Origin of the sequence: Exiguobacterium profundum, from assembly GCF_042652865.1 — a bacterium.
GTDB lineage: Bacteria > Bacillota > Bacilli > Exiguobacteriales > Exiguobacteriaceae > Exiguobacterium > Exiguobacterium profundum.
The window spans coordinates 108052-131924 of sequence record NZ_JBHSHG010000001.1 but is presented as its reverse complement, the minus strand read 5'-3'; the positions used below and the strand labels follow the sequence as shown (position 1 = coordinate 131924).

At 49.6% G+C, this 23873-nt stretch carries 24 protein-coding genes; 13 read left to right on the top strand and 11 right to left on the bottom strand.

Annotated elements, in window-relative coordinates:
- Positions 1 to 11: 11 nt before the first annotated feature.
- The gene (gene abc-f / locus ACFO4U_RS00695) at positions 12 to 1709 is read right to left on the bottom strand and encodes a ribosomal protection-like ABC-F family protein (protein ID WP_215244137.1); all 1698 of its coding nucleotides are present in this window, start codon (positions 1707 to 1709) and stop codon (positions 12 to 14) included.
- A gap of 367 nt (positions 1710 to 2076) precedes the next feature.
- Here abc-f and ACFO4U_RS00690 point away from each other — a divergent pair, with 367 nt between their 5' ends.
- The 3 genes from ACFO4U_RS00690 (at position 2077) to ACFO4U_RS00680 (ending at position 4504) form a co-directional block, all read left to right on the top strand.
- Positions 2077 to 2982 carry an MBL fold metallo-hydrolase gene (locus ACFO4U_RS00690; RefSeq protein WP_230872783.1) on the top strand — a complete coding sequence of 302 codons (906 nt, stop codon included), beginning with the start codon at positions 2077 to 2079 and terminating at the stop codon, positions 2980 to 2982.
- A 61-nt stretch (positions 2983 to 3043) separates the two neighbouring features.
- Entirely contained in the window at positions 3044 to 3877 is an 834-nt protein-coding gene (locus tag ACFO4U_RS00685) for an aldo/keto reductase (protein WP_031421296.1), read from the top strand.
- Between the two features lie 12 nt (positions 3878 to 3889).
- A complete protein-coding gene (locus tag ACFO4U_RS00680; protein ID WP_215244138.1) occupies positions 3890 to 4504 on the top strand; it encodes a PH domain-containing protein in 615 nt (204 codons plus the stop codon).
- A 42-nt stretch (positions 4505 to 4546) separates the two neighbouring features.
- On the opposite strand, the gene ACFO4U_RS00675 is transcribed toward ACFO4U_RS00680, so the two are convergent.
- Complete coding sequence (locus tag ACFO4U_RS00675; RefSeq protein ID WP_215244139.1) at positions 4547 to 5065, bottom strand: DUF1836 domain-containing protein; 519 nt, start codon at positions 5063 to 5065, stop codon at positions 4547 to 4549.
- Between the two features lie 127 nt (positions 5066 to 5192).
- Between ACFO4U_RS00675 and trhA the strand changes: the two genes are divergently transcribed.
- From trhA to ACFO4U_RS00660, 3 genes are all read left to right on the top strand, one after another.
- On the top strand, positions 5193 to 5837 hold the full coding sequence (trhA, locus tag ACFO4U_RS00670) for a PAQR family membrane homeostasis protein TrhA (protein WP_214691198.1): 645 nt from the start codon (positions 5193 to 5195) through the stop codon (positions 5835 to 5837).
- A gap of 88 nt (positions 5838 to 5925) precedes the next feature.
- Positions 5926 to 6621 carry a DsbA family oxidoreductase gene (locus tag ACFO4U_RS00665; protein WP_211781551.1) on the top strand — a complete coding sequence of 232 codons (696 nt, stop codon included), beginning with the start codon at positions 5926 to 5928 and terminating at the stop codon, positions 6619 to 6621.
- A gap of 104 nt (positions 6622 to 6725) precedes the next feature.
- Complete coding sequence (locus ACFO4U_RS00660; protein ID WP_215244140.1) at positions 6726 to 7943, top strand: MFS transporter; 1218 nt, start codon at positions 6726 to 6728, stop codon at positions 7941 to 7943.
- Between the two features lie 24 nt (positions 7944 to 7967).
- Here the strand turns inward: ACFO4U_RS00660 and ACFO4U_RS00655 are convergent, their stop codons facing one another.
- The 4 genes from ACFO4U_RS00655 to ACFO4U_RS00640 all read right to left on the bottom strand — a co-directional run bounded on the left by ACFO4U_RS00655 (position 7968) and on the right by ACFO4U_RS00640 (position 10921).
- Positions 7968 to 9062 (bottom strand): MBL fold metallo-hydrolase, encoded by a 1095-nt coding sequence (locus ACFO4U_RS00655; protein WP_215244141.1) that lies wholly within the window; start codon positions 9060 to 9062, stop codon positions 7968 to 7970.
- Between the two features lie 195 nt (positions 9063 to 9257).
- A complete protein-coding gene (locus tag ACFO4U_RS00650; RefSeq protein ID WP_031421282.1) occupies positions 9258 to 9836 on the bottom strand; it encodes an SCO family protein in 579 nt (192 codons plus the stop codon).
- Positions 9837 to 9849: 13 nt separating this feature from the next.
- Entirely contained in the window at positions 9850 to 10263 is a 414-nt protein-coding gene (locus ACFO4U_RS00645) for a disulfide oxidoreductase (RefSeq protein ID WP_047795569.1), read from the bottom strand.
- 1 nt (position 10264) lies between these two features.
- On the bottom strand, positions 10265 to 10921 hold the full coding sequence (locus ACFO4U_RS00640) for a DsbA family protein (RefSeq protein ID WP_074037614.1): 657 nt from the start codon (positions 10919 to 10921) through the stop codon (positions 10265 to 10267).
- Between the two features lie 123 nt (positions 10922 to 11044).
- Between ACFO4U_RS00640 and ACFO4U_RS00635 the strand changes: the two genes are divergently transcribed.
- Positions 11045 to 12637 carry a sensor domain-containing diguanylate cyclase gene (locus tag ACFO4U_RS00635; protein WP_215244142.1) on the top strand — a complete coding sequence of 531 codons (1593 nt, stop codon included), beginning with the start codon at positions 11045 to 11047 and terminating at the stop codon, positions 12635 to 12637.
- A gap of 26 nt (positions 12638 to 12663) precedes the next feature.
- Here ACFO4U_RS00635 and ACFO4U_RS00630 read toward each other — a convergent pair whose 3' ends face one another.
- From ACFO4U_RS00630 to ACFO4U_RS00620, 3 genes are all read right to left on the bottom strand, one after another.
- On the bottom strand, positions 12664 to 12984 hold the full coding sequence (locus tag ACFO4U_RS00630; protein ID WP_215244143.1) for a DUF6241 domain-containing protein: 321 nt from the start codon (positions 12982 to 12984) through the stop codon (positions 12664 to 12666).
- A gap of 113 nt (positions 12985 to 13097) precedes the next feature.
- Positions 13098 to 14372, bottom strand: a complete 1275-nt coding sequence (gene odhB, locus ACFO4U_RS00625) for a 2-oxoglutarate dehydrogenase complex dihydrolipoyllysine-residue succinyltransferase (protein WP_215244144.1) — start codon at positions 14370 to 14372, stop codon at positions 13098 to 13100.
- A gap of 18 nt (positions 14373 to 14390) precedes the next feature.
- Positions 14391 to 17246 (bottom strand): 2-oxoglutarate dehydrogenase E1 component, encoded by a 2856-nt coding sequence (locus ACFO4U_RS00620; protein ID WP_215244145.1) that lies wholly within the window; start codon positions 17244 to 17246, stop codon positions 14391 to 14393.
- 337 nt (positions 17247 to 17583) lie between these two features.
- Here ACFO4U_RS00620 and ACFO4U_RS00615 point away from each other — a divergent pair, with 337 nt between their 5' ends.
- The 3 genes from ACFO4U_RS00615 to ACFO4U_RS00605 all read left to right on the top strand — a co-directional run bounded on the left by ACFO4U_RS00615 (position 17584) and on the right by ACFO4U_RS00605 (position 19596).
- Positions 17584 to 18516 carry an ABC transporter ATP-binding protein gene (locus ACFO4U_RS00615; protein WP_074037619.1) on the top strand — a complete coding sequence of 311 codons (933 nt, stop codon included), beginning with the start codon at positions 17584 to 17586 and terminating at the stop codon, positions 18514 to 18516.
- Positions 18494 to 19231, top strand: coding sequence for an ABC transporter permease (locus ACFO4U_RS00610; RefSeq protein ID WP_215244146.1), 738 nt, complete (start codon positions 18494 to 18496; stop codon positions 19229 to 19231). Before ACFO4U_RS00615 ends, ACFO4U_RS00610 begins: the two co-directional genes overlap by 23 nt.
- Before the next feature lie 170 nt (positions 19232 to 19401).
- Positions 19402 to 19596, top strand: coding sequence for a hypothetical protein (locus ACFO4U_RS00605; protein WP_214696058.1), 195 nt, complete (start codon positions 19402 to 19404; stop codon positions 19594 to 19596).
- Between the two features lie 42 nt (positions 19597 to 19638).
- Here ACFO4U_RS00605 and ACFO4U_RS00600 read toward each other — a convergent pair whose 3' ends face one another.
- Together ACFO4U_RS00600 and ACFO4U_RS00595 are read right to left on the bottom strand one after the other, a co-directional pair.
- Entirely contained in the window at positions 19639 to 20418 is a 780-nt protein-coding gene (locus tag ACFO4U_RS00600; protein WP_074032693.1) for a sulfite exporter TauE/SafE family protein, read from the bottom strand.
- A gap of 33 nt (positions 20419 to 20451) precedes the next feature.
- The gene (locus tag ACFO4U_RS00595) at positions 20452 to 20826 is read right to left on the bottom strand and encodes a rhodanese-like domain-containing protein (RefSeq protein ID WP_251125222.1); all 375 of its coding nucleotides are present in this window, start codon (positions 20824 to 20826) and stop codon (positions 20452 to 20454) included.
- A gap of 115 nt (positions 20827 to 20941) precedes the next feature.
- Here ACFO4U_RS00595 and ACFO4U_RS00590 point away from each other — a divergent pair, with 115 nt between their 5' ends.
- From ACFO4U_RS00590 to ACFO4U_RS00580, 3 genes are all read left to right on the top strand, one after another.
- Complete coding sequence (locus tag ACFO4U_RS00590; protein WP_015881009.1) at positions 20942 to 21238, top strand: rhodanese-like domain-containing protein; 297 nt, start codon at positions 20942 to 20944, stop codon at positions 21236 to 21238.
- A gap of 31 nt (positions 21239 to 21269) precedes the next feature.
- Positions 21270 to 22670 (top strand): MBL fold metallo-hydrolase, encoded by a 1401-nt coding sequence (locus ACFO4U_RS00585; RefSeq protein WP_196431451.1) that lies wholly within the window; start codon positions 21270 to 21272, stop codon positions 22668 to 22670.
- Between the two features lie 66 nt (positions 22671 to 22736).
- Positions 22737 to 23858, top strand: coding sequence for a TlpA family protein disulfide reductase (locus ACFO4U_RS00580; RefSeq protein WP_159561911.1), 1122 nt, complete (start codon positions 22737 to 22739; stop codon positions 23856 to 23858).
- Positions 23859 to 23873 lie beyond the last annotated feature (15 nt).

Sequence of the window (23873 nt, the reverse complement as noted above, 5' to 3'; positions counted from 1 at the left end):
GTTCTTCACTCCTACTCGATTCGATTCATTTCACTCGTTTCGTCAAATGGTAGGAGGTTTCCTGCTTCATCAAAAAATTTCAATTCATCTTTTGTCAATTCGTCCATCGTTCTGACCATTTGTTCGACATCGACCGGTTCATCGCGCTCATCGTTCTCACGTATGACAATGTGCTCTCCTAATTCAATCGTGCGCGAAGTCAGACGATGAAAGTAGCGGTCGTGGGAAATCAACAATAATCCACCCGGATAGACAGACAACGCCGCCTCGATTTGTTCGCGTGTCGCCACATCTAAATAGTTCGTCGGTTCATCTAATGCCAACAGATGGGCATCCGAGAAGTACAAGATGAGAAACGCGATTCGACACTTTTCCCCCATGCTCGCCTCGGTAATCGGTCGGTGCACTTCATCTCGCCGGAACAAGAAGTGAGCGAGCAACGTCCGCGCCTCCGTCTCTCCGATCTCACTATTGGCGAGTAACGCCTCAAGTAACGTCCCGGTCTCCGGAAGACGCTCGAGCGTTTGTGAGAAATATCCGATTTTCAGACGAGGATGTCGCTTGATCACACCCGAGTGTGGTACTCGCTCACCGATTAGCACGTTTAATAATGTCGTTTTTCCGCTTCCGTTCGGTCCGGTAATCGAGATCCGCTCTCCTTTATTCATCGAGAAGGAAAACGGTTCATAGAACGGCTTGTCGTATCCAAACGTCACATCCTCACACGTCAGCCACGTCTTCGCTTCGAGCTCATCCGCCGCAAAACGGACGGAGATGGGTTTCTCCTCTTTTGGTTTTTGTGGACGATTGTCTTCGAGCTGCCTTAACTTCTGTTCTCTCGCCTTCATTTTGACTGCGAGATTGGCCGCTCCCTTTTGCGCTCCCGGACTGCGGACACTCGCTGTCGCTTTCGCCTTTAAGTGCCACCCTTTATATTGGGCAATCATCTCGAGAAGTTCTGCCTTTCGGTTCTCGTATCGAGCATGTGCTCGCTCGTCACGCACGCGTTCTTCTTCTTTTTGATGTTTATACGCCGTATAGTTTCCCTGATATCGTGTGACCCGGCCATCTGACAGTTCAAGAATGGTCGTTGCGACATCGTCCATCAGTTGACGGTCGTGTGAGATGATGAGCACCGTCCCCTTGAACTGGTTTAACCACTTCGTCAGCCAGTCAATCGACTCGAAATCCAGATGGTTCGTCGGTTCGTCGAGCAGGACGAGGTCCACCCGCTTCATCGTCAGTGTCGAAAGCTGAGCTCGCGTCTTCTCGCCTCCGCTTAGCTCGTTAATGTTTCGGAAGAGGTGCTCCTCCAGCCCAAGTCGAGTCAATGCTCTTGTCGCCTCTTGTTCCAACTTATAAACATCGAGCTCGAGTGCCCGTTCATAGGAGCGCATGACACGCATCTCGTCACCAGAAGATACATCTTCATAGAGCGCATATCGTTCAGGTTCACTGCGCATCGTCCACTCAAGTACGGTCATATCTGTCGACTCGATTGTCTGCCGGACGAGTCCGACCTCTCCTTGACGTTCAATCTTCCCGGCTTGAGGGGTCAACTCCCCGGTCACGAGTCGGAAGAGCGTCGTCTTCCCGCTCCCGTTCAGTCCGAATAATACGGCACGCTCTCCAGCCGCGACCTCGAACGAGACCGCGTCAAATAATGGTTTCCGGTCATAGTCAAACCGGACTTGTTTTACTGCTAACATCTGTTTCACCTCGCTTATGAATCCGATACGCGATGAAACAAAAAACACCATCCGCTTCAAAGCGGTGGTGTGAAGGAATCCGTTCAAAGAGGAAAACGAGCGCTTCCCGTATTTGAAAAAATGGACACACTTCACCCGTGACTGTTCAAGCGAACAGTGATGATTCGTCTCATCGTTGGAGTGAACGTGTATTTTTCATGGCACGGTATACCTCTCTTTCCTAAGTTACTGCCACCTTATCAAATTGAAAGCGGATTCGCAAGAGTGCACCCCACAATCTCCCATTTTTTCTACTCCTTTAGGCGGATGCGGTGCATCTGTCCTCGCGATATGATGACAATATATTCGAACAGTGAGGTGATGCATGATGCGTCGACGCATCCTCGTTCCGAGTGCCGTCTTGGCGAGCGTCGGAACGTTTCTCTATACACGATTCAAACGTCGTCTCCCCCGTCCCCGCTTTAAATGGCCGGAACGTCCAGAACTGACAACTATTGATGAGACGCATGTGCAGGCGACGTGGATCGGGCATTCGACGGTCCTCATTCATTGGTATGGGCTCAAGATTTTAACAGACCCCGTCTTCTCAAAACGAATCGGTGTCCATCTCGGACCGCTGACAGTCGGCATGAAACGTCACACCGCTCCGGCCCTCTCCATTGAGGAGGTCGGCCCGGTCGATGTCATCCTACTCAGCCATGCCCATATGGACCACTTTGACCATAAAAGTTTGAAGCGACTCATCACTCGCGAGACGATTGTCGTCTCTGCTCCTGGGACGAGCCGCCTGTTGCGCCGATACCCAAGTCTGCAGACGCTCGAACTGCATCCACATGACAAAGTGACACTTGCGAACGGGCTCGATGTCCGCGCCATTCCCGTCAAGCATTGGGGCAACCGTTTCCCGTGGGACAAACATATGGGGTACAACGGGTACCTGCTCAAATACAAAGGGATTCGTATGCTCTTCGCAGGAGACACGGCGTACACCGACTCCTTCAAAGGACTCGCCGATCGTGAACCGATCGACCTCGCCTTTTTCCCCATCGGTGCCTATCAACCGGACTCGTTCCAGGAAGCGCACTGTACTCCGGAACAGGCTTGGATGATGTACAAAGAGAGTGGAGCGAAGCGTTTCTTCCCGATGCATTGGGACACGTTCGTCCTTTCTTATGAGCCTGTCGAGGAACCGTATCATCGTCTCGTCGCGGCCGCAAAACTCGACCGTGACCAAATTGTGATCAAGGCGCACGGGGAAAGCATCCGTCTGTAGTTTTTCCTTTCCCTTCATCCAAAATTTCGGTAACGTTATAGACGAGAGGGAGGGATTTTTTATGGAATGGACGACGTTGAATAATGACGTCAAGATGCCGATGCTCGGTCTCGGTGTCTATAAGGTCGAAGATGGTGCGGTGACGGTCGATACAGTCAAAGCTGCGCTCGATGCAGACTATCGATTGATCGATACGGCTGCGATTTATCAAAATGAAGAGAGTGTCGGACAAGCGCTTCGTGAAGCAGGCATCCCACGGGAGGACGTCTTTGTGACGACAAAGCTTTGGAACGAGTTCCACGGATTTGATGAGGCGCTCCAAGCGTTCCAGGATAGTCTTGACCGGCTCGGTCTCGAGTATGTCGACTTGTTCCTCATCCACTGGCCGATGCCCCGTTTTGGCAAGTTCGTCGAAACGTACAAAGCACTCGAACAGTTGTATGAAGAAGGACGCGTCCGAGCAATCGGCGTCTCGAACTTTGAGATCGAGCATTTGGAACAAATCATTCAATCTTGCTCGATTGTCCCGGCCGTGAACCAGGTCGAGATCCATCCATATTTGTCTCAGAAAGAACTGATTGCATTCTGCAAACGATATGACATCCAAATTCAAGCGTGGAGTCCACTCATGAAAGGACGCGAAGCGCTCGAAGATGAGACGATTGTCAAGATTGCGAACGCTCACGGCAAGTCACCGGCTCAAGTCATCTTGCGTTGGCATTTACAGAACGGAGTCGCTGTGATTCCAAAATCGGTCACACCGAGTCGAATCAAAGAAAACATACAGGTATTCGACTTCACGTTGACGAAAGAAGAGATGGCGGCCATCGATGCGCTCAATCGTGACGAGCGGACCGGGTCCGACCCGAAAGAGATGCATAAAATCCATTACTGAGGAGTGAATGACATGTTCAAAAAACTAGCTTCTGATTTGACTGGCTTCAGCGACATCGGTGAGGTGATCGACCCGTCCGATTTCGATAAGGCGGACTCGGATGATTACGTCCTCCATGAGGATAACGAAAAGATCTACTTCTTGATCAAATCAAAATCGGATGAGTACTGCTTTACAAACTTAGGAATGATTCACCTCGACGGGACGAGCGCGATGAGTTCGAAACGAGTTCTGTATCGTTACCCTTACGCACACTATCCGATTAAGCACGTCATGTTCGAGACAGCCGGCACCGTCGACCTCGATGTCGAAGTCAAATTCACAATCGGCGACAAGCCATACTCAATCGATATCAACAAGAAGCAAATCGAGCACGTGAAAGATTTGTACAAGGCACTCCTTGCGATTGAAGAGATTCAGCGAGAAGGGCGTCGCATGATGGAGTATGCGAATACGTCGCTCACACATTCGGTGTCGATTTTGAGCGGACTCCGTGAAGGTGACATGAACGTCCCGAACACGTTCAAGGAATTGATCGAGCAATCGTTCGATTGGCTACAACGTCACTATCATGAATGGAACCGTAAAGACTTCGGTACGGTTTACGAAAAATACATCAATAACTAAAAACAACTCCTCCGCAGACGATTTGTCTTCGGAGGAGTTGTTTTAGTTCTCATCAATTAACTGCTCGGCCAATCGCTGATACAAGTGGCTCATGTGAACGGCAGACGCAATAGCGAGCGACCGCTGGATACCATTCTCTTTTTCGACCGATGCATTCAAAAGCGTGTCCGCCTGAACTTCGAACGCTTCTAAATTCTTCACTTTCTGCGCCTGATACGCCTCGTAGAAGTCCTCAAGTGAAAACGTCTCGTCCGACTCGTTCAAAGGGCGGAGTGTCCCCTTGATGTCACTGATTGACAGAAGGCCTTTCATCTCATAAATCAAACTGAGCAACATCAGATGTTCATTCGTATACTTCTTATTTTTGACAGGATGGAACAACTTACCCTTCGCATAGTTGTTGATCATCGTCTTCGTCAAAATAGTCTCATCTTCGTTCCGCTTCATCTTGTCATAATGTTGCTCGAACAATTGGATGACCTGATCCATGTATAAATCGATTGTCGGTAACACTTCTCTCGGAAGCGTCCCTTCCGTCTCGGTAATCTGTTTTGCTTTCATCTGTCTCACCTCACCTCTTCAGTATAATGAAAACTGCGACTTGTCGAAAGGTATACCTTGCTGTTTGTCCCTTTTCAGTATATCATGTAGTTATCGATACTACATGATGTGATAAGGAGTGTTTTACATGAATTCGATTTTCCGAGAACCGATTAACGCGTTGACGCATCTCGCCGGCGCGGTACTCGCTTTCATCGCGCTGATTGCCATGGTCGTCAAAGCCTCACTACTTGGCTCGCCACTCGCGATTATGGCAGCGATTCTATTTGGGATCAGCCTCGTCTTTCTCTATTTATCGTCCGGTCTTTACCATAGCATCATCGCCTCGCCGAACGTCATCGCTTTCTTCCGGAGAATCGATCATGCGATGATTTACGCATTGATTGCGGGTACATACGCGCCACTCACGTTACTCGCTCTCGAGGGACCGACGCGGTGGGTCCTCTTCGGTACCGTACACGCACTCGCCTTGTTCGGCATTGTCTTCAAACTCGTTTGGTTCCATGCCCCGCGTTTCTTGTCGACCGCGCTCTATATCGGAATGGGCTGGCTATCCGTCTTCTTTATCGGACCGCTCCATGAAGTGATTGGCAACGCCGGCATCTTCTGGCTCGTACTCGGGGGCGTCATGTATACCATTGGTGGACTCATTTACGGGTTCAAGCCAAAATTCGTCAACTGGCGCGGCTGGGGCTTCCATGAGGTGTTCCATCTGTTCATCTTGTTCGGAAGCTTCGCCCACTTCGTCTGTGTGTTCTGGTACGTCTTTTAAGTCCTCCTCGTGGAGGGCTTTTTTTCATGAGCCGTTTCCTGTACTTTGAATTCAAGATTTCCTACACTAAGGACAGGAGGGATTCATCATGAAAATTGAAGTATGGTCAGATTATGTCTGCCCGTTTTGTTATATCGGTAAGCGTCGTCTAGAAGAGGCGCTCGAACAGTTCCCACAGGCGGATCAAGTGGAAGTCGAATTCAAGAGTTTCGAGCTCGACCCGAACGCCCCGACGAATGATTCACGTACCATCTATGAGGCACTCGCAACGAAATATCGGATGCCGATTGAACAGGCAAAAGGAACGACAGCACAAGTCGCTGCACAGGCCCGCGAAGTCGGACTCGATTACGATTTTGAGAACATGGTCGTGACGGGTACGCTCGACTCGCATCGTTTGACACATTACGCGAAAACGGTCGGGAAAGAAAAAGAATTGTCGGAAGCGTTGCTGCAGGCGTATTTCGTCGACGCGAAACACATCGGGAACCACGATGTGCTGCTTGAAATCGCGACAAGCGTCGGACTCGATCGTGACGCCGTGCGTGACGTCTTGACGACTGACGTGTATACGGAAGACGTACGTGCAGAAGAAAAACGCGCGAGCGACCTCGGCATCACTGGTGTCCCGTTCTTCGTATTCGACAACAAATATGGGGTGTCTGGTGCTCAGCCGACGGAAGCGTTCACGCAAGTGCTCGAAAAAGTCTGGTCTGAGAACAATCCGACGATTCAAGTCCTTTCGAACGGCGCGACGTGCACCGACGACAACTGTGATATTTGATTTTTGATTGATGAAGAAGCCGACGTTCGGCTTCTTTTTTGTGGCTAAATGAATCATTCTCAAGCATAATTATTATCAACAGATAAGAATCGAGGAATACATTTATGTGGAAAAATCGGAACGTCTGGATCATCTTGACGGGCGAATTCGTCGCCGGTCTTGGTCTATGGCTCGGCATCATCGGGAACTTGGAATTTATGCAAGACCGTGTCCCCTCTGACTTTGTGAAGGCGGTCATTCTCGCCATCGGCTTACTTGCCGGGGTCGCCATCGGTCCGCTCGCGGGTCGCTTGACCGACCAAGGTTCTAAGAAAAACATCATGCTCATCTCGAGCATCGTCCGGGCGTTCAGCGTGATCTTCATGTTCGTCGCCATCGAGACGAATTCGGTCGTGTGGATGGTCATCTTCTTGATTATCTTACAGGGATCGGCCGCTTTTTATTTCCCTGCCCTCCAGGCAGCGATTCCGCTCATCGTGAAGGAACGGGAGCTTCTTGCCTTGAACGGCGTTCATATGAATGTGTCTACCTTGTCGCGTGTCATCGGGACGGCGATTGCAGGTGTCCTTTTGACACTGATCTCGCTCCGTAACGTCTACGCGCTCTCGCTCGTCGCCTACCTGTTGCTAGCGGTCGCGACGCTCTTCTTGAAACTCGATGAGACGAAAACGCCCTCGGCGAAAAAGGTCGATGCGAAAGCGTCGAGCGGTTTCAAAGACGTCTTCCCAATCATCAAATCGATTCCCGTCATCTTCATGACACTCGTCATGACGCTCATCCCGCTCCTCTTCATCGGAGGATTCAACTTGCTCGTCATCAATATCAGTGAGTTGCAAGATTCGACGGCGATTAAAGGATGGATTTATACGGCAGAGGGACTCGCCTTCATGACAGGTGCCTTTATGATTAAACGGATCGGAGAAAAATTCTCGGCGTTCTCGATTTTATTCTCGTTCTCGTTTTTAATCGGTGTCGCCCAACTGATGCTCTATTTTGCGGACATCCCGTTCATGTCCATTGCTGCGTTCGTTCTCTTCGGCTTCTCGGTCGGATGTTTCTTCCCGACGGCGGTCACGATTTTCCAAACACGGATGCCAAAAGAATATCACGGTCGTTTCTTCTCGTTCCGAAACATGCTCGACCGGATCATCTTCCAAGTCGTCCTTCTCGTGACAGGATTCTTCCTCGATTTGATTGGACTTCAGCTCATGGTCGTCTTGTTTGGAATTAGTTCGATTGCGATGACCGGCGCATTTCTTGTATACACGAGAAAGCATCAATTGCATATCGAGGAAGATTCCACAGAGAAGATGTCTTCCTAACAAAAAAACAAGCGGTGACCGAGGTCATCGCTTGTTTGCGTCTTCGAGCTCTCGCCACCACGTCGTCGTATCATTCCGACCGTCGAGCGTGATCCGCTCCCCAATCTTCGGAGTGAGGACGACTTCTTTCGGTAAAAGAGACGCCATCTGTTCCGCTGGGTCGAACCAATCGTGGAACGACAGCGTGAACGCCCCCCAATGGATCGGCATCATTTGGTCGGCCCGTAAATCGTGAAACGCTTGCGCGGTCTCTTCCGGTTGCATATGGACGTCTGGCCAGCGCACGTCATATTGCCCGCATTCAAGTGCGGCAAAATCAAACGGCCCGTACTGTTCGCCAATCATCTTGAAATGCGGAGCGTAGCCACTATCCCCACTGAAGAAGAGTCGGTCCGTCTCACCGAGGACGACCCATGATGCCCAGAGTGTGCTGTTGCGGTCCGTCAACGAGCGACCGGAGAAGTGACGCGCCGGCGTACAGACGAATGTCCACGACCCGAACGCATACGACTCGCCCCAATCCCGTTCTACGATTCGTTCTGCCCCGACACCCCATCGTTTCAAATGACTCCCTACCCCGAGCGGTACGATGAACATGGCGACCTTGTCTTTGATGGCAAGAATCGTTCCATAATCGAGATGGTCGTAATGGTCATGCGTCAATAAGACGACATCGATTTCGGGCAAGTCCTCGAGTTCGAACGGCAAGTCTTCACTGAAGCGTTCGTTTTTAGCGAACGGGAGTGGGGATGGGCTACGTCCAAACATCGGATCGACGAGCATCGTCTTCCCGTCCATTTGTACCATGAGCGCCGAATGACCGAGCCAATAGATTCTTGTGAAGCTCGAGCCCGTCTTCTCCTCAAAATCGATTGGCACGATCGGAAGACGTTCGGTAGGCTTACGCAGTGACGTCACATCACGATAGTCGCGCGCCATCGACACCATGTCTTGCGCAGAGAAGTTCATCGGTGTCTCATATTGATTACGGAACTTTCCATTGATCCGGTTCGGAGATTGAAGCGATTTCGGCTTTCGTCCAAGTGGTTTGTACTGTGTCAGAATCGTTCCGGTGACAGCCGCCATTCCAACCAATGAGAGCAACATCGTCTTTTTCATGTAGATCCTCTTTTCTAATAGTTCGTTGAATTGATTATAGCGTGCCTTCGCCGTTTCAATACGAGAAAGTATATTGATTCGCCTATCTTTCAAAAAATGGCGTGCTCTTCATTGAGCATTCTGCTTATTCCATTATAGCAGGTCTCTTAAACCAAAAAGACCTGCCCACCCGTGTTTGGTGGAGCAGGTCTTCGGTTAAGATTTTTGCAAGATTTTAATGTCGTTGATGATGTCTTCGGTCGGAACGTTTTGGAAACCAGGATACGCCTTGATGATTTTTCCTTCCTGGTCGACCAAATAGAAATACGTGCCGTGGTCGACTTGTGTACCTTCGTCAGGCTTCCGGACGAGCGCCTTGAAGTTCTGTTGGGCAAACGTTTCAATCTCGTCTTGCGAGTAGCCTGAGAGGAACTGCCAATCTGCTTTCGCAAGGTCATAGCCACTCATAAACTCTTTCATCTTCTCCGGAGTGTCCACCGTCGGGTCGACGCTGAAGGAAACGAATTGCACGTCTTCGACGCCCTCTTCTTCAAGCGCTTCATTCAGCTTTGTCATATTGTATGTCATCGGTGGACAGACTGTCTCACAGCTTGTAAAAACGAAATCCGCCATCCACACTTTCCCTTTTAAATCGTCAAGACTGACCATTTCTTCATCTTGATTCGTATATTCGAACGATTCGACTTCCCAGTTGAGCGGATCCTCAATCTCTTGACCACATCCTGCTAGGACGATGAGCATCGTCGTCAAACCAATCATCCACCATTTCTTCACACGTGCCAACTCCTTATCGCTTTTTGACGTTCCACATGAGGATTGTGATGAGCGTGAAAGCCGTCAATGCGAGGAACGGGATCGTGATGAACCCGAGCCAGTTAATGTATTGACCGCTACACGGAACTCCTTGTGCACAAGGTTGAATTTCTGCAAAACCTGGCACTTTCTGTACCAAGTAATGGTAAAGTGATACGAAACCGCCTATGATAGTAAGCGGTAACACATATTTCCGAACCGCCCGATCGTCCGTGAAGACGGCAATTCCCAAGAGGATGGTCAGCGGATACATAAAGATACGTTGAATCCAACATAGCTCACATGGCACGAACTCCCGAATCTCACTGAAGTAGAGACTGCCGAGCGTCGCCGTCAACGAGACGAGCCAAGCGAGGTATAACCCATACTTTTCGAGAAATGATTTCATCTTACAAATCCTGCTCGATCAGCTCTTGGATTTTTTCGTAATCGAACGGGTCTTCGAGCATCACGCCGTTGATCATGATGGACGGGGTGAATTGAACACCGTTCTCTTTTACAAGACCGTCATCCGTACTGACTTTTTCAAGTACGGTCGATTCTTCCCCAAGGTCTTGCTCAAACTTCGCCAAGTCGACCGATGTCGTCTCGCCTGCGATTTCTTTCAGCTTCTCGACGGTCACCCACGCATTGTCATGTTGTTGTGATTCCGGTTGCGCATCGTAGAGCGCCTTATGGAACTTCCAGAACGACTCAGGGTCTTGCTCGTATACCGACTCAGAAGCGAGGGATGCCAAGATCGATTCTTGTCCGTGGAACAAGACGTTAATATAGCTGAAGCTGACGTCTTCCTTGTCGAGATAATCCGCTTTCAGTTGCGGGTAAATCGTTTCACCCCACTGTTTACACGAAGGACACTTGTAATCTCCGAACTCGACGACCGATACTTTTGCGTCCGGGTTTCCGAGTGTCGGTTGTCCTTCAATCGAGACGTGATCGCCACGCTCAGCTGTCGTCGACTCATCTTGGTTGAGTAAGACGAACACCAATGCGATTAATGCGACCGCGACGATGGTCAAGATGACCAACAATTGATTCTTTTTCATTCTCTTCACCTCTATCTATTTTCGACTCGTCTTTCATTATAGCGGAAGCTCTTCTTCCTATCATGATATCGACTCGTTTTTCATAATTCTCTTTAATTCAAGCTTTAGGAGGTTTATTTACGCATGATCAAGTCTTTTACGATGCGCCTCGGACTCATTTTGGCGCTCAGCATTGCCACGCTCGTCTTTTTACTGACGATCGCACTCACTTCCCTCATCAGTCACCGGGCATCTGACGCGCTCGAGAAAGAAATCGGGGAACGCCTCTCGACGACATCACATCAATTGGCGGACAAACTCGATTTTTATATGTGGTCACGCTATCAAGAAGTCCAACTCTTACAAGGCCTCGATTTAGAAGACCGAGACGAGACACGTCGACTCCTCGACCAAGTCCAATCAAACATCCCCGCCTTCTCTTGGATGGGCGTCACGGATGCGGACGGGACCGTCGTCGCTTCGACGAACGGGATTCTCGAAGGGGCATCGATTGCGGAACGACCGGTTTATCTTGAAGCGCAAGATTCCCCATTTATCGGAGATGTCCACGAGGCAGTTCTCTTAGCTGAATTATTGCCGAATCCGACGGGAGAACCGCTCCAATTCGTCGATATCAGTGTCCCGCTTTTCCAGGACGGCTCGTTTCAAGGGGTACTTGCCACTCATTTAAGCTGGGCCTGGGGGAAAGAAGTACTCGAACATTTCAATCGAACGCTTCATGAACAAGTCGATGATACGGATTTATTCGTCATCAGTGAACGAGACAGTGTCGTGCTCCTCGGTCCAGACGACATGGTCGGAAAACCACTCCCTGTATCCTTTACAGAAGGCGCTTCCGTGAAAGAGTGGGATGACGGTCAAGACTATCTGACAGGCATGTCAATCGGAAAAGGATATGATGAATATCCTGGACTTGGTTGGCAGGTCGTCGTCCGTCAGCCGACGGCAGTCGCGTTTGCACCAGTCGAGACACTTGAAACGAGAATTCTATGGATTGGTTTATTGGCCTCACTTGTGACGGCTGTACTCGGTTGGCTACTCGCTTCGATCGTGACGAGACCGTTGAAGCGAATCACCGAAACGGCTTCGCTCATGGAACAAGGAAAAGCGAACACATTCCCCCATCAATCAGGAATCGAAGAGATTGAGTCGCTCGCTTTCGCGCTCGAATCGCTCGTCACCTCCCTTACGGAGTCAGAGTCGGAACGGGTACACTTTGAAAAACTAGCAAACCGTGACGCACTGACCGGTCTTTCAAACCGGGTCGCCCTACGTGAACAGCTGAATCAACTACACACCTCGCAAGAACCGTACGTCTTCTTTTATCTCGATCTCGACGGCTTCAAGGCGGTGAATGATACATATGGTCATGCGGTCGGGGACGAGGTATTGGTCGAGGTCGCACACCGGTTACGGGCGCTCCCCATCGAGGAGGTTTACCCCGTCCGATTGAGCGGAGATGAGTTCTTCCTCATGTTCCCAAGGACTGAGCGCTCGACCCAACAGGTTCGGGAGGTCGGAAACACACTCATCGAGATGATTTCTGAGCCGATTACGCTAGACATCGTATCGGTAAAAGTCGGGGCTAGTATCGGGGCGTCCATTTGGAGTCCACCGGAACCACCGCACATCGCTATCGAACAAGCGGACGAAGCGTTATATCGGTCAAAAGCGAACGGGAAACACCAACTTTCCTTCCATGAGTCGCTCTCATGACATCGTTTCCCCATGCAAAAAGGAGTTCATGATGAACTCCTTTTGCTTATTCTTCCGTTTCCGTATCCACGACTTTCTTCTGCACGTGTCGCCAGTCCGTTCAAGAATTCAATGACATCATACATTTCCTCTAACAATACGTCCTGTTCTTTATCGATTTCATCGAAGATAGCTTGTCCCCATCGTTCAAGGATTCCGCAGAGTTGAAGATAGTCATCGTTTTTGATTTTATTCTTGTCGCGCAACAACTCCAAATAGTCACGAACCTCTTTCAGATTTTCATGTGTCATCGAGATGGCACCCGCTTTTTCTGTCGCCAAGACTTTTTGATGGGTGATCAGATGCATCGCATCGACGCGATTGTCTTTTCTCGTTGATTTTCATCATAAATATTTACTCAACAAAAAAACCTGACATAAAAAAGCACTCGCCCCTAAATAGGAGCGAGTACTTCCTGTTCTTACGCTTCGAACAACAATTGTTCTGGATCTTCAATCATGTCTTTGATGTGCTTGAGGAATGTCACAGCCTCACGACCATCTACGATTCGGTGATCATACGAGAGTGCCACGTACATCATCGGACGGTTCTCCATTGTATCCGCATCGATGGCGACTGGACGGAGTTGAATCGAGTGCATCCCAAGGATAGCGACTTGCGGTCCGTTCAAGATTGGTGTTGAGAGGAGTGAACCGAACACGCCACCGTTTGTGATCGTGAACGTACCACCTGTCAAATCACTCAACCCGAGCTTGTTGTTACGCGCTTTGTCCGCGAGGTGAAGGATATCTTTCTCGATTTCCCCGAAGTTTTTGCGGTCCGCTTCACGGACGACCGGAACGACGAGACCATCTGGAGCCGAGACGGCAATCCCGATATCATAATATTTCTTCAAGACGATTTCGTTGCCTTGGATTTCAGCGTTCAAGTAAGGCATCCGCTTGAGAGCTGCCACTGCTGCTTTCGTGAAGAACGACATGAAGCCGAGTTTAACATCGTTGTCTTTCACGAACTTCTCTTGGCGACGTTTACGAAGTGCCATGACCGCCGACATATCGATTTCGTTGAACGTTGTGAGCATCGCTGCCGTCTGTTGCACTTCGACGAGGCGGTTCGCAATCGTTTGACGACGACGTGTCATTTTGATGCGCTCTTCTTCTTTCCCACTCGCTGCCGGTTGTGGTGCCGGAGCTGCTGCCGCTGGTTTCTGCTCTTTCACGGCTGGTTTGTCTTCATGTTTTGAAACGTCATGGACGTTGATGCGACCGATTGGATCGTTCGTTTGGACAGCTGAAAGGTCGATACCTTTCTCTCGAGCGAGCTTGCGTGCAGCAGGTGTCGCGATTGGTCCTTTACCCGGGCTCGCCACGTGCTCTTCACGTTTCTCGACTTTCTTGCCTTCTTCAATAGACTCTGTCTTTTTCTCAGTCGGTGCTTCTGTTTTCGTTTCTGTCGCGTTTTCCGTCTTCGTCTTCGTCGCGACAGCCGTTCCGCCACCAGAACCTGAACCGAGACGTGCGATAACTTCACCGACTTGAACCGTGTCCCCTTCTCCGGCAAGTTGTTCTTCTAACACACCCGCTTCGTCAGCCGGGACTTCGATATTGACTTTATCTGTCTCGAGCTCGACGATCGCTTCCCCTTTTTCGACTTGGTCGCCTGGCTGTTTGAGCCATGTCGCGACCGTTCCTTCCGTAATGGACTCTGCTAATTCCGGTACTTTGATTTCGATCACAATGAGTTCCCCCTTAACTTATTTACGATCTTTTTGATATGTGCTCGTGCCTGCAGCGCTCGAGACGACGTCACGAGAGAGTGCTTCACGGATGATGCGTGCTTGTTCTTGTTTATGAGCTGTCGGATTCCCTTCAGCCGGACTCGAACGACGGCGACGGCCGATATAACGGACATCGAGTCGGTTCGTTGTGACCGCTTCTAAACGAGGCTCGATATATGTCCAAGCCCCCATGTTTTTCGGTTCTTCTTGAACCCAGACGATTTCACGCGCGTTCGGATAACGACTGATGACATCACGAATCTCACGAACCGGGAACGGGTAAATTTCTTCGACACGGACGATATGCAAGAAGTCGAGTGACTCTTCTGACTTGCCGACTGCTTCCGCGAGATCGATCGCCATTTTCCCTGTGCAGAAAACAAGACGTTCGACTTTCTCTGTGTTCTCCCCGAGACCTGGCTGTTCGACGATTGGTTTAAAGCTCTCTTCCGTAAACGCCTCGACTGGTGACGTGGCGAGCGGGTGACGAAGCAGACTCTTCGGTGTCATGATGATCATCGGACGAATCTCTTCTTTCCCGAGCATCTCTGCTTGACGACGGAGAATATGGAAGTATTGTGCCGCAGACGAAAGGTTTGCAACTGTCCAGTTTTTCTCCCCGGCAAGTGTCAAGTAGCGTTCCATACGTGCACTTGAGTGCTCCGGCCCTTGTCCTTCGTAACCGTGCGGCAAGAGCATGACGAGGCCTGATTTTTGACCCCATTTCGCGCGTCCCGCCGAGATGAACTGGTCGAACATGACTTGTGCCGAGTTCGCGAAGTCACCGTATTGCGCTTCCCATAGGACGAGTGTATCTTGTGCGAATACGTTATAGCCATATTCAAATCCTAGCACCGAACCTTCTGAGAGCGGGCTGTTATAGACCGAGAATGATGCTTTCGCCGTCGACAACTCATGGAGTGGCGAGAATTTCTTACCTGACTCGACATCGTTCAACATGATGTTCCGTTGGGCGAACGTTCCGCGCTCTGAATCTTGACCGCTCAAGCGGACCGGCGTACCATCTGAAAGAATTGACGCGAAGGCGAGCGTTTCCGCATGACCCCAGTCAATTTTCCCACCTTCGCTGAACGCGTCACGGCGACGGTCGAGTACTTTTTGAAGCTTATGGAAGACACCAAAGCCTTCCGGCCAGTTCAATAACTCTTCATTCAATTGCGTGAGGAATTCTCGTTCGACGCTCGTGTCGACTTTCGGGAATCCTTTATGGACCGCATCCGGTAACACGATGTCTGCATCTTCTTCTTCAGAAGGAACGAGATCACGTGCCGCCTTCAAGGCTTGTTCGATTTTTTGTTCGATTTGCGTTTTCTCATCTTTCGTCATGACGCCTTCTTCCTCAAGTCGTGCGGCATAGACGTGACGGACAGACTGGTGTCCTTTGATGGCTTTGTAAAGGACCGGGTTCGTGTTCATCGGTTCGTCCATTTCATTGTGACCGTAACGACGGTACCCGATCAAGTCGACTAAGATATCTTTATGGAACTTGGCACGATACTCACTAATCAACTTCGCGACGGCAACACATGCCTCCGGATCATCCGCATTGACATGGAAGACTGGAATCTCGTAGCCTTTGGCGATATCACTTGCATAACGCGTCGACCGCGAATCGTTCGGGTCCGTTGTGAAACCGATTGTGTTGTTGGCGATGACGTGAACCGTCCCACCTGTACGGTAACCCGTCAAGTTTGTCATGTTGAGTGTCTCCGCGACGATACCTTGTCCTGGGAAGGCCGCATCTCCGTGGATCAAGATTGAGGCTGCCAAATCGTCGTGCTGTACAGCCGATCCTTTTTCAGAACGGTCATCTTGTGCGGCACGTGTATATCCTTCGACGACCGACCCGACGAACTCGAGGTGACTCGGGTTGTTCGCCAAGTTGAGACGGACTTCTTTTTGCTGTTCGACCACTTTCCGGTCAAGACCGAGGTGATATTTCACATCGCCTGACCAACCGAAGTTGATGCCGATTGACCCTTCAGATGGAATCAATTCTTTGTTCGGCGCGTGTTGGAACTCCGCAAAAATCATCTCGTACGGTTTGCCGAGAACATGGGCAAGTACGTTCAAACGTCCACGGTGGGCCATTCCGATATTGATATGTTCCGAACCGCTCGAAATGAGGCCTCCGACCATCGCATCGAGAAGTGGCACCATCGCATCCAATCCTTCGATTGAGAAGCGTTTTTGTCCGACGTATGTTTTATGAAGGAATGATTCAAACAGTTCGGTTTCAGCCAAACGTTTGAACAACTCGACTTTTTCTTCTTTCGAGAAGGTTTGCTGTAACGCCCCTTGTTCGACTTGACGACGGATCCACTTCTTCTCTTCCATGTCATCTAAATGACGAAGTTCGATGGCGACCGTTCCTGTATACACGTCAAGCAAGTGACGGAATAGTTCTAAGGCGCTCGCGTTTGGTTTTGGTGCATCGTCTGATAAAAGGCGGGCCGGAATTTGTTTTAAGTCTTCTTCTGTCAAATCATAGCGTGACAGTTCGAATAGTTCCTGCTCGCGCGGGTGATCTTTTAGTGGATAAATATCAGCTGCTTTATGACCGAAAGCACGGATGTCGTTGATGAGCCGTGTCGCCGAGACGACCTTCTCTAAATCAAACGATGGACCCGAGACCGGCACTTCTGTCGGTGACGACGTTTCCGGTGCCCCAAATTCGTCAAAATATCGACGTGTTTCTTCATCGACCGATGATGGGTCTTCCAAATATTGTTCGTACAGTTCAATGATGTAGCCTAAGTTAGGACCATAAAATGCTTGCGATTTCTCGTGAACATTCGACGACTCTCCCATTGAATAAATCCCCCTTATCCATTCCTAAACGTTCAATCTGTGAACGCTTTCATTTTAACATGTAGCCCGAAGCAGTTCACCTTTCTCCTACCCTGGTGAACAAAACCAAATCTTGCCTCTTACGCTCAACTTCATACTACACCTTTCGTCGCAGAAAGACCCTTACAAATTCACAATTCGTCCATACTATTTCAATAAGTTTTGCTTATCGATAAATTGTGTCTTGATGTATTTGTTTCAACAATTTCAAAAAAAGATGAAACCTTATTTCAAACAGCCCCGTAATAGGGAGTGTAGGCATTACACTATTACTCTTAACAGAAAGCTAGGTGACCACATGTTATCCGTACAAAATGTCCATAAAAAGATGGGAAAAGCAACGGTATTGACAAATGTCAGCTTTGACGTCGTTCCAGGAGAAATTTTCGGATTCCTCGGACCGAACGGCGCCGGGAAGACGACAACTATTCGAATCATCACAGGCCTCATGCCTGCGACGCACGGGACCGTGACAGTCGATGGGTATGACGTGGCGAACAACCGCCAAGAAGCGCTCAGCCGAATCGGGGCCATCGTCGAGAATCCTGCATTCTATCCGTACATGACGGGCCGGGAAAACTTGATTCATGCGATGAACTTGATTCCGAACTTGAAAAAAGTCGACTTGAATGCACTCGGTGCCCTCGTCGGACTCGACGGAAAGCTCGATATGAAAGTCAAACAGTACTCACTCGGGATGAAACAGCGCCTCGGGATTGCCCGTGCCTTGTTGCATAACCCAAAAGTGCTCATCTTAGATGAGCCGACGAACGGTCTTGACCCAGCCGGTATCGCCGACCTTCGGAATTACTTACGCCATCTTGCGGACCACCGCGGAATCGCCATCCTTATCTCGAGCCATTTATTGAGCGAGATGGAATTGATCACCGACCGTTTCGCAATCATTGACCAAGGACAAATCAAGTCAGTGGAAGACGGACAGACGAAGGCTGACAGCGTCATCCTCTGTAAAGTTGCCAAGGAGCAGATGAACGAGGCACTTGACGTCGCAGCACTCGCCTTCGATGATGTGAAAATCGTCCAGCAGTCTGCCGAGTCGTTTATCGTACCGCGTCAAGAGACAGACATTCCGGTCTTACTGAAACAATTAATCGAGCGCGATATCGCCGTCTATCAGATTGGCATGAAACACGAGTCGCTCGAAGAACAATTCTTGAAATTGACGAAAAAAGAAGGAGGTACGAACAATGCGTTCATTACTCAGCAATGAATGGATGAAATGGCGTCGTACGATTAAACCATACGTCGCCCTAGGCGTGTATACGGCAATCATCCTCATCGTATACGCTGTATTGGCCAGTGGTGAAGGGACACCAGAAGCGGCATCGTTCTTTGAATTTTCAACGATGGGTGCCATCGCTTTCTTGAGTATCTTTACGATTGTCTTTACGGCAGAGATGGTCGGGAACGAATTGAAATTTGATACGTTGAAACACCTGTTGATGAGCCCGTACTCTCGCGACCGCATCTTATTGTCGAAGCTCGTCATGGCCGTCCTCGTCATGTTGCTCCAATTCGTCTTTATCTTGGTCGTCGCGTTCGGGTTCTCACTCACGTTAGACGGCTCTGTCACATGGGATGTCGTCGGTCCGATCCTCATCAGTGTGAGCGGACCGATCTTCATCATCTTCTTGACGCTCATGTTCTCGGTCGTCTTCAAGTCGGTCGGCGTCGTCATCGGTTTCACGGTACTCGCAAACTTCGCCTCAAGTATCATCGGCGGTCTTCTTGTCGCTTGGAAACCTGAGCTTGCGAAATGGATTGTCTTCTTGCATACAGACCTTTCCATCTATGACGTCAACCCAGAGTTTATGAAAGCGATGGACGCGACGATGGGCTTCTCGATTTTCTATGTCGCCCTTCATATCATCGCCTTCTATCTCATCACGGCATTTATGTTCCGCAGTAAAACGTTTGCAGAATAAACAATCAAACCCTTTTGATTCCGTAAAATCAAAAGGGTTTTTTCTTACGCATTTCGATTTGTGTGACGCTTCTCCCTCACCTTTGTCACACAACCTCAACATTCTGTCAAAAGTCTCCCAACTGTATGCGATATGATGAAGGTGACAGCATTTAAGAAGGATGTGATATTATGGCTCTCACAATCGGATTAGCATTGCTCGTTTGTTTGATTGCACTCATATTCACCATCATGGTCGGGCTCGGGAAAGACCGCTCCACGTACAGCCAAAAGAAGAGCTGGTCGATGGTATCTTGGCTCTACATCATCTTGCTCCCTGTCTCGTTCATCGGACTTGGTCTTCTCTATTATTTCATTACGAAGTAACGTAAAAAATCACGACGCCAGAAAATAGGCGTCGTGATTTTTTCATGCGATTAAGTCGCTCCAAATTTTGATGGTACTCGCTAAGATGAGTAGCGCTAAAATCCATTGGAGTGCTTTCGTATTCATATTCTTCCCGACATTCGCCCCGATTGGAGCGGCAATCAGGCTCGCGATAATCATAATGATGGCCGGACCCCAGACAATTTGATCGGTGATGATTTTACCGAACGTCGAGCCAATCGACGAGATGAAGGTGATGGCGAGGGAACTCGCAATCGCCATCTTCGTCGGGATGCGTAAGACGACAAGCATGATCGGCATGAGAATGAAGGCTCCCGCTGCCCCGACGATTCCTGCCGCAATTCCCACGACGAATGCTGAACTTGCTGCAATCACTTTGTTGAACTGTACTTGATCAAGCGGCATGTCGTCCACTTTCGGCTTCGGCAAGAACATCATGATGGTGGCAATCGTTGCGAGTACGGCATAGACGACATTGATCATCGTTTCCGAAAGAATCGTCGATCCGTATCCACCGATGAAGCTACCAATTAATACCGACACCCCCATGTAGAGAATCAACTGCTTGTTTAAGTATCCACCTTTACGATAGGCATAAATCCCACCGATTGTCGCAAAGAAGACTTGAATGGCACTAATTCCGGATACTTCGTGCGCGCTAAAAGCGGCAAACCCTAGAATCGGTGGAATGTATAACAACATCGGATACTTGATGATCGATCCACCAATCCCGACCATCCCTGAAATAAACGACCCGATAAATCCAATTAGAAAAATTGTAATGATAAACCCGAACTCCATATAAACTCCTCCATTTGCTCTCGTATTCTCTACTTATTCAATCGATTCCCAAGCCATCATTCCGCCTGATATGTCATAGATTTCCGTATAGCCAGCAGCCTGTAATTGACTAGCCGCCTGGGCACTTCGGTTACCGCTTCGACAAATGACGTAGATTGGTTCGTCTTTCGGATACGACAGTTGGTTTGCATCTAATGAAGAAAGTGGTGCGTTCACTGCCCCTTCGATATGCCCCCCCTCGTATTCAGACGCTTCTCTTACGTCAAGAAGCGTTATTTCCTCGTTTTCCAATTTGTTTTGTAGAGTTTTAACGTCAATTTTCGTAATTTCATCCTTTCCTGATGTGATTACAAAGATAAAAATCGCCATTAAAACCAAAATCCCAACAAATAAGGAAATCCTCTTCATATTTTCCCCTCCAATTCTTTTCACTTGCGCCCATTATACCTTAGGGGGTATATTAAAGCCAACGAAACATTCTCGTTGCCAAAAACCTTAACCATGAAAAGGAGATCAAAGACTCATGAAGACGATTACGACTACTGAATTAGAAGCGTTACTTCAAGCTGACGACTCACTCAACCTCATCGATGTACGAGAGGTGGATGAATATGCTGGAGGTCACATCAAACAAGCGAAAAACGTACCACTTTCTGAATTCGGGGCAAAAGTCGATGAGCTCGATCGCTCTAAACCGATTCACGTCATTTGCGCAGCCGGTGGACGCAGCATGAACGCATCTGCTTATCTTGACTCACTCGGATTCGACGTCACGAACGTCGACGGTGGGATGATGAGCTGGCAAGGCGAAGTCGAATAAACGATTACTTTACTCATAGGGGGAAATTTATATGCTATTACGTTATTTTTATGATGAGAAACTAGCACAAGCTTCATATATGGTCGGTTGCCAAATGACGGGAGAAGCGATCGTCATCGATCCGGCCCGTAACATCGAGCCTTATCTTCAAGAAGCGAAAAAAGAAGGCATGAACATCGTCGCAACGGCAGAGACGCATATCCATGCGGACTTTGTGTCCGGTTCACTCGAACTCGCGAAGCGCACAGGTTCGAAAGCCTATCTATCAGACGAAGGTGATGCTTCTTGGAAGTATGCATTCGCGAAAGAAATCGACGCACAACTCGTCAAAGAAGGCGACACGTTCAAGATCGGAAACGTGACACTCGAAGTCATGCACACACCTGGTCATACACCGGAACATATTTCGTTCCTTCTTTATGACCGCAACCAGACACAACCGATGGGGATCTTCACAGGAGACTTCGTCTTCGTCGGAGATATCGGTCGACCTGACCTTCTCGAAGAAGCAGCCGGTGTGAAAGGAACGACGGCAATCGGTGCGGAACAAATGTTTGATTCACTCAAAAAATTCATGGCACTTCCTGACTTCGTTCAAGTCTGGCCAGGACACGGCGCAGGTAGTGCTTGCGGGAAAGCACTCGGTGCGATCCCCACATCGACGGTCGGTTACGAGAAAGCGACGAACTGGGCGCTTCAAATGACGGACAAAGATGCCTTCATCAAAGAATTGACGACGGATCAACCAGAACCGCCGAACTACTTCGCCATGATGAAGAAAGTAAACAAAGAAGGCATTCAAGAGACGACGGACATCGCTCGTCCTGAAGTCGTCGGGTCGGACCGGCTCGATACACTCGTCGAAGAGACACAGGTCGTCGATACACGTAAAGGTGAAGATTTCGCAAATGGTCACGTACCAGGGACAATCAACATCCCTTACAACAACAAGTTCGTTTCTTGGGCAGGCTGGCTCGTCAACTTCGACAAAGACATCACGGTTATCGCAAGTGCAGAAAACGTCGATCAAGTACAAACAGACCTCCAATCAATCGGTCTCGACCGTCTTCGCTTCATCGTCCCAGTCGAAGAACTCGATGCATCACTTTTGACGGAAACGTATACGGACGTGACGGCAGAAGAAGCGATTGAAGCTGCTGAAAAAGGTGACGTGTTCGTCCTCGACGTTCGAAACGCGACAGAATGGAACGCGAGCCATTACGAAAAGGCAGAACGTATCTTGCTCGGTAAGCTCGCACGTGACCACGAAGGTCTTCCGACAGACCAAACGATTGCGGTGCATTGTGCGTCAGGCGTCCGCTCACGCATGGCGGCAAGTGTCCTTCAATCGCTCGGCTACAAAGATATCCACAATATCCTCGGTGGCTACGGCGCGATGAAGACTGTCTTGAACGCTCAACAAATCAAGTAATGCTATACTGACTATGAATATGGCGCCCGCTTCGAGAGGGGCGCCTTTTGTTTAGGAGGGAAAGACGTGGTCGCCATCGGTCCACTCAACATTCGTTTCGATTTACTCATCTTTTTACTAAGCCTTGCCGTCCTTTACGGCATCTTCCGCTTTCTCGGATTGTCGAGTAAACAGCGTGAAGCGGTCATCGGGACATGGTTCTATGGTTTTCTTGCCTGGAAAGGAAGCGCCATCGTCATCGGTCTGTTGACGACACGTGACCTATCGCTCGCTCTTTACGCCACAGGAGGCGTATGGTCTCAATGGATTGCGGCTGCTGTCGTCCTTTGGTTCGTCTATCGACTCGACCGGAACCTTTTAGGGTATTGGGTGCTGAGCGGACTCCTCATTTGGTTCGGGATGACACTCGCGGTTCCAGTATACGGGACGATTTTGAACCTTTCCGACCAGCCGATTCATCTATGGAGCGCCATGCTCATTTTTCTGCTACTCGGAACGACGTGGCGCTGGATGCATGAACCGACTCGTGGAAACATTCTTTGGACAGTATGCGGTGCATCCGGCATCTGGCTATTTAAGTCATATGCGGTCGGACAGATTCAATGGTGGATGATTGTCATCGCCCTCGTCCTCTTCGGATTGACGGTCTATCTCGCCCGCCCTTCAAAGAAAGTGATTCAAATTAGTGTCGGAGTCCTGGTCGTTCTCGCGGTCGTGAATGCTGTCCTGCCAGAGAAAGCGACACAATCTGTCACGACAGAGACGGCGTCGACCGGTTTGAACATCGGGCAAATTCCCCCTTCGTTCGAATTACAGCGAACCGATGGGAGTACATTCGACTTAACTTCACTACGTGGTCAGCGCGTCGTCGTCAACTTTTGGGCGTCCTGGTGCCCGCCTTGTCGGGCGGAGATGCCGGATATGGCGGCGTTCGCGAAAGAGCGAGATGACGTGACCATCGTCGCCGTCAACACGACGACGAGTGAACGCGACCCCGCCGATGCCGTCTCGTTCGTCGAACCGTATGAAGACGCATTTACCGTCGTCTATGACCGTGACGGCCAAGTCGGAGATGCGTATCGGATTCAAGCGATGCCGACGACGTATGTGCTCGATGAATCGGGTGTGATCATCGCGAAGCAATTTGGTGCCATCGACAAGAATTGGCTCGACGCCCAATTGAATTGAACATGACAAAACCGC

What these genes read in the sequence shown, in the direction of transcription:
- abc-f (WP_215244137.1), bottom strand. Translation starts at nt 1,709, where the DNA reads ATGTTAGCAGTAAAACAAGTCCGGTTTGACTATGACCGGAAACCATTA.
- ACFO4U_RS00690 (WP_230872783.1), top strand. Translation starts at nt 2,077, where the DNA reads ATGCGTCGACGCATCCTCGTTCCGAGTGCCGTCTTGGCGAGCGTCGGA.
- ACFO4U_RS00685 (WP_031421296.1), top strand. Translation starts at nt 3,044, where the DNA reads ATGGAATGGACGACGTTGAATAATGACGTCAAGATGCCGATGCTCGGT.
- ACFO4U_RS00680 (WP_215244138.1), top strand. Translation starts at nt 3,890, where the DNA reads ATGTTCAAAAAACTAGCTTCTGATTTGACTGGCTTCAGCGACATCGGT.
- ACFO4U_RS00675 (WP_215244139.1), bottom strand. Translation starts at nt 5,065, where the DNA reads ATGAAAGCAAAACAGATTACCGAGACGGAAGGGACGCTTCCGAGAGAA.
- trhA (WP_214691198.1), top strand. Translation starts at nt 5,193, where the DNA reads ATGAATTCGATTTTCCGAGAACCGATTAACGCGTTGACGCATCTCGCC.
- ACFO4U_RS00665 (WP_211781551.1), top strand. Translation starts at nt 5,926, where the DNA reads ATGAAAATTGAAGTATGGTCAGATTATGTCTGCCCGTTTTGTTATATC.
- ACFO4U_RS00660 (WP_215244140.1), top strand. Translation starts at nt 6,726, where the DNA reads ATGTGGAAAAATCGGAACGTCTGGATCATCTTGACGGGCGAATTCGTC.
- ACFO4U_RS00655 (WP_215244141.1), bottom strand. Translation starts at nt 9,062, where the DNA reads ATGAAAAAGACGATGTTGCTCTCATTGGTTGGAATGGCGGCTGTCACC.
- ACFO4U_RS00645 (WP_047795569.1), bottom strand. Translation starts at nt 10,263, where the DNA reads ATGAAATCATTTCTCGAAAAGTATGGGTTATACCTCGCTTGGCTCGTC.
- ACFO4U_RS00640 (WP_074037614.1), bottom strand. Translation starts at nt 10,921, where the DNA reads ATGAAAAAGAATCAATTGTTGGTCATCTTGACCATCGTCGCGGTCGCA.
- ACFO4U_RS00635 (WP_215244142.1), top strand. Translation starts at nt 11,045, where the DNA reads ATGATCAAGTCTTTTACGATGCGCCTCGGACTCATTTTGGCGCTCAGC.
- ACFO4U_RS00630 (WP_215244143.1), bottom strand. Translation starts at nt 12,984, where the DNA reads ATGCATCTGATCACCCATCAAAAAGTCTTGGCGACAGAAAAAGCGGGT.
- ACFO4U_RS00620 (WP_215244145.1), bottom strand. Translation starts at nt 17,246, where the DNA reads ATGGGAGAGTCGTCGAATGTTCACGAGAAATCGCAAGCATTTTATGGT.
- ACFO4U_RS00615 (WP_074037619.1), top strand. Translation starts at nt 17,584, where the DNA reads ATGTTATCCGTACAAAATGTCCATAAAAAGATGGGAAAAGCAACGGTA.
- ACFO4U_RS00610 (WP_215244146.1), top strand. Translation starts at nt 18,494, where the DNA reads ATGCGTTCATTACTCAGCAATGAATGGATGAAATGGCGTCGTACGATT.
- ACFO4U_RS00605 (WP_214696058.1), top strand. Translation starts at nt 19,402, where the DNA reads ATGGCTCTCACAATCGGATTAGCATTGCTCGTTTGTTTGATTGCACTC.
- ACFO4U_RS00600 (WP_074032693.1), bottom strand. Translation starts at nt 20,418, where the DNA reads ATGGAGTTCGGGTTTATCATTACAATTTTTCTAATTGGATTTATCGGG.
- ACFO4U_RS00595 (WP_251125222.1), bottom strand. Translation starts at nt 20,826, where the DNA reads ATGAAGAGGATTTCCTTATTTGTTGGGATTTTGGTTTTAATGGCGATT.
- ACFO4U_RS00590 (WP_015881009.1), top strand. Translation starts at nt 20,942, where the DNA reads ATGAAGACGATTACGACTACTGAATTAGAAGCGTTACTTCAAGCTGAC.
- ACFO4U_RS00585 (WP_196431451.1), top strand. Translation starts at nt 21,270, where the DNA reads ATGCTATTACGTTATTTTTATGATGAGAAACTAGCACAAGCTTCATAT.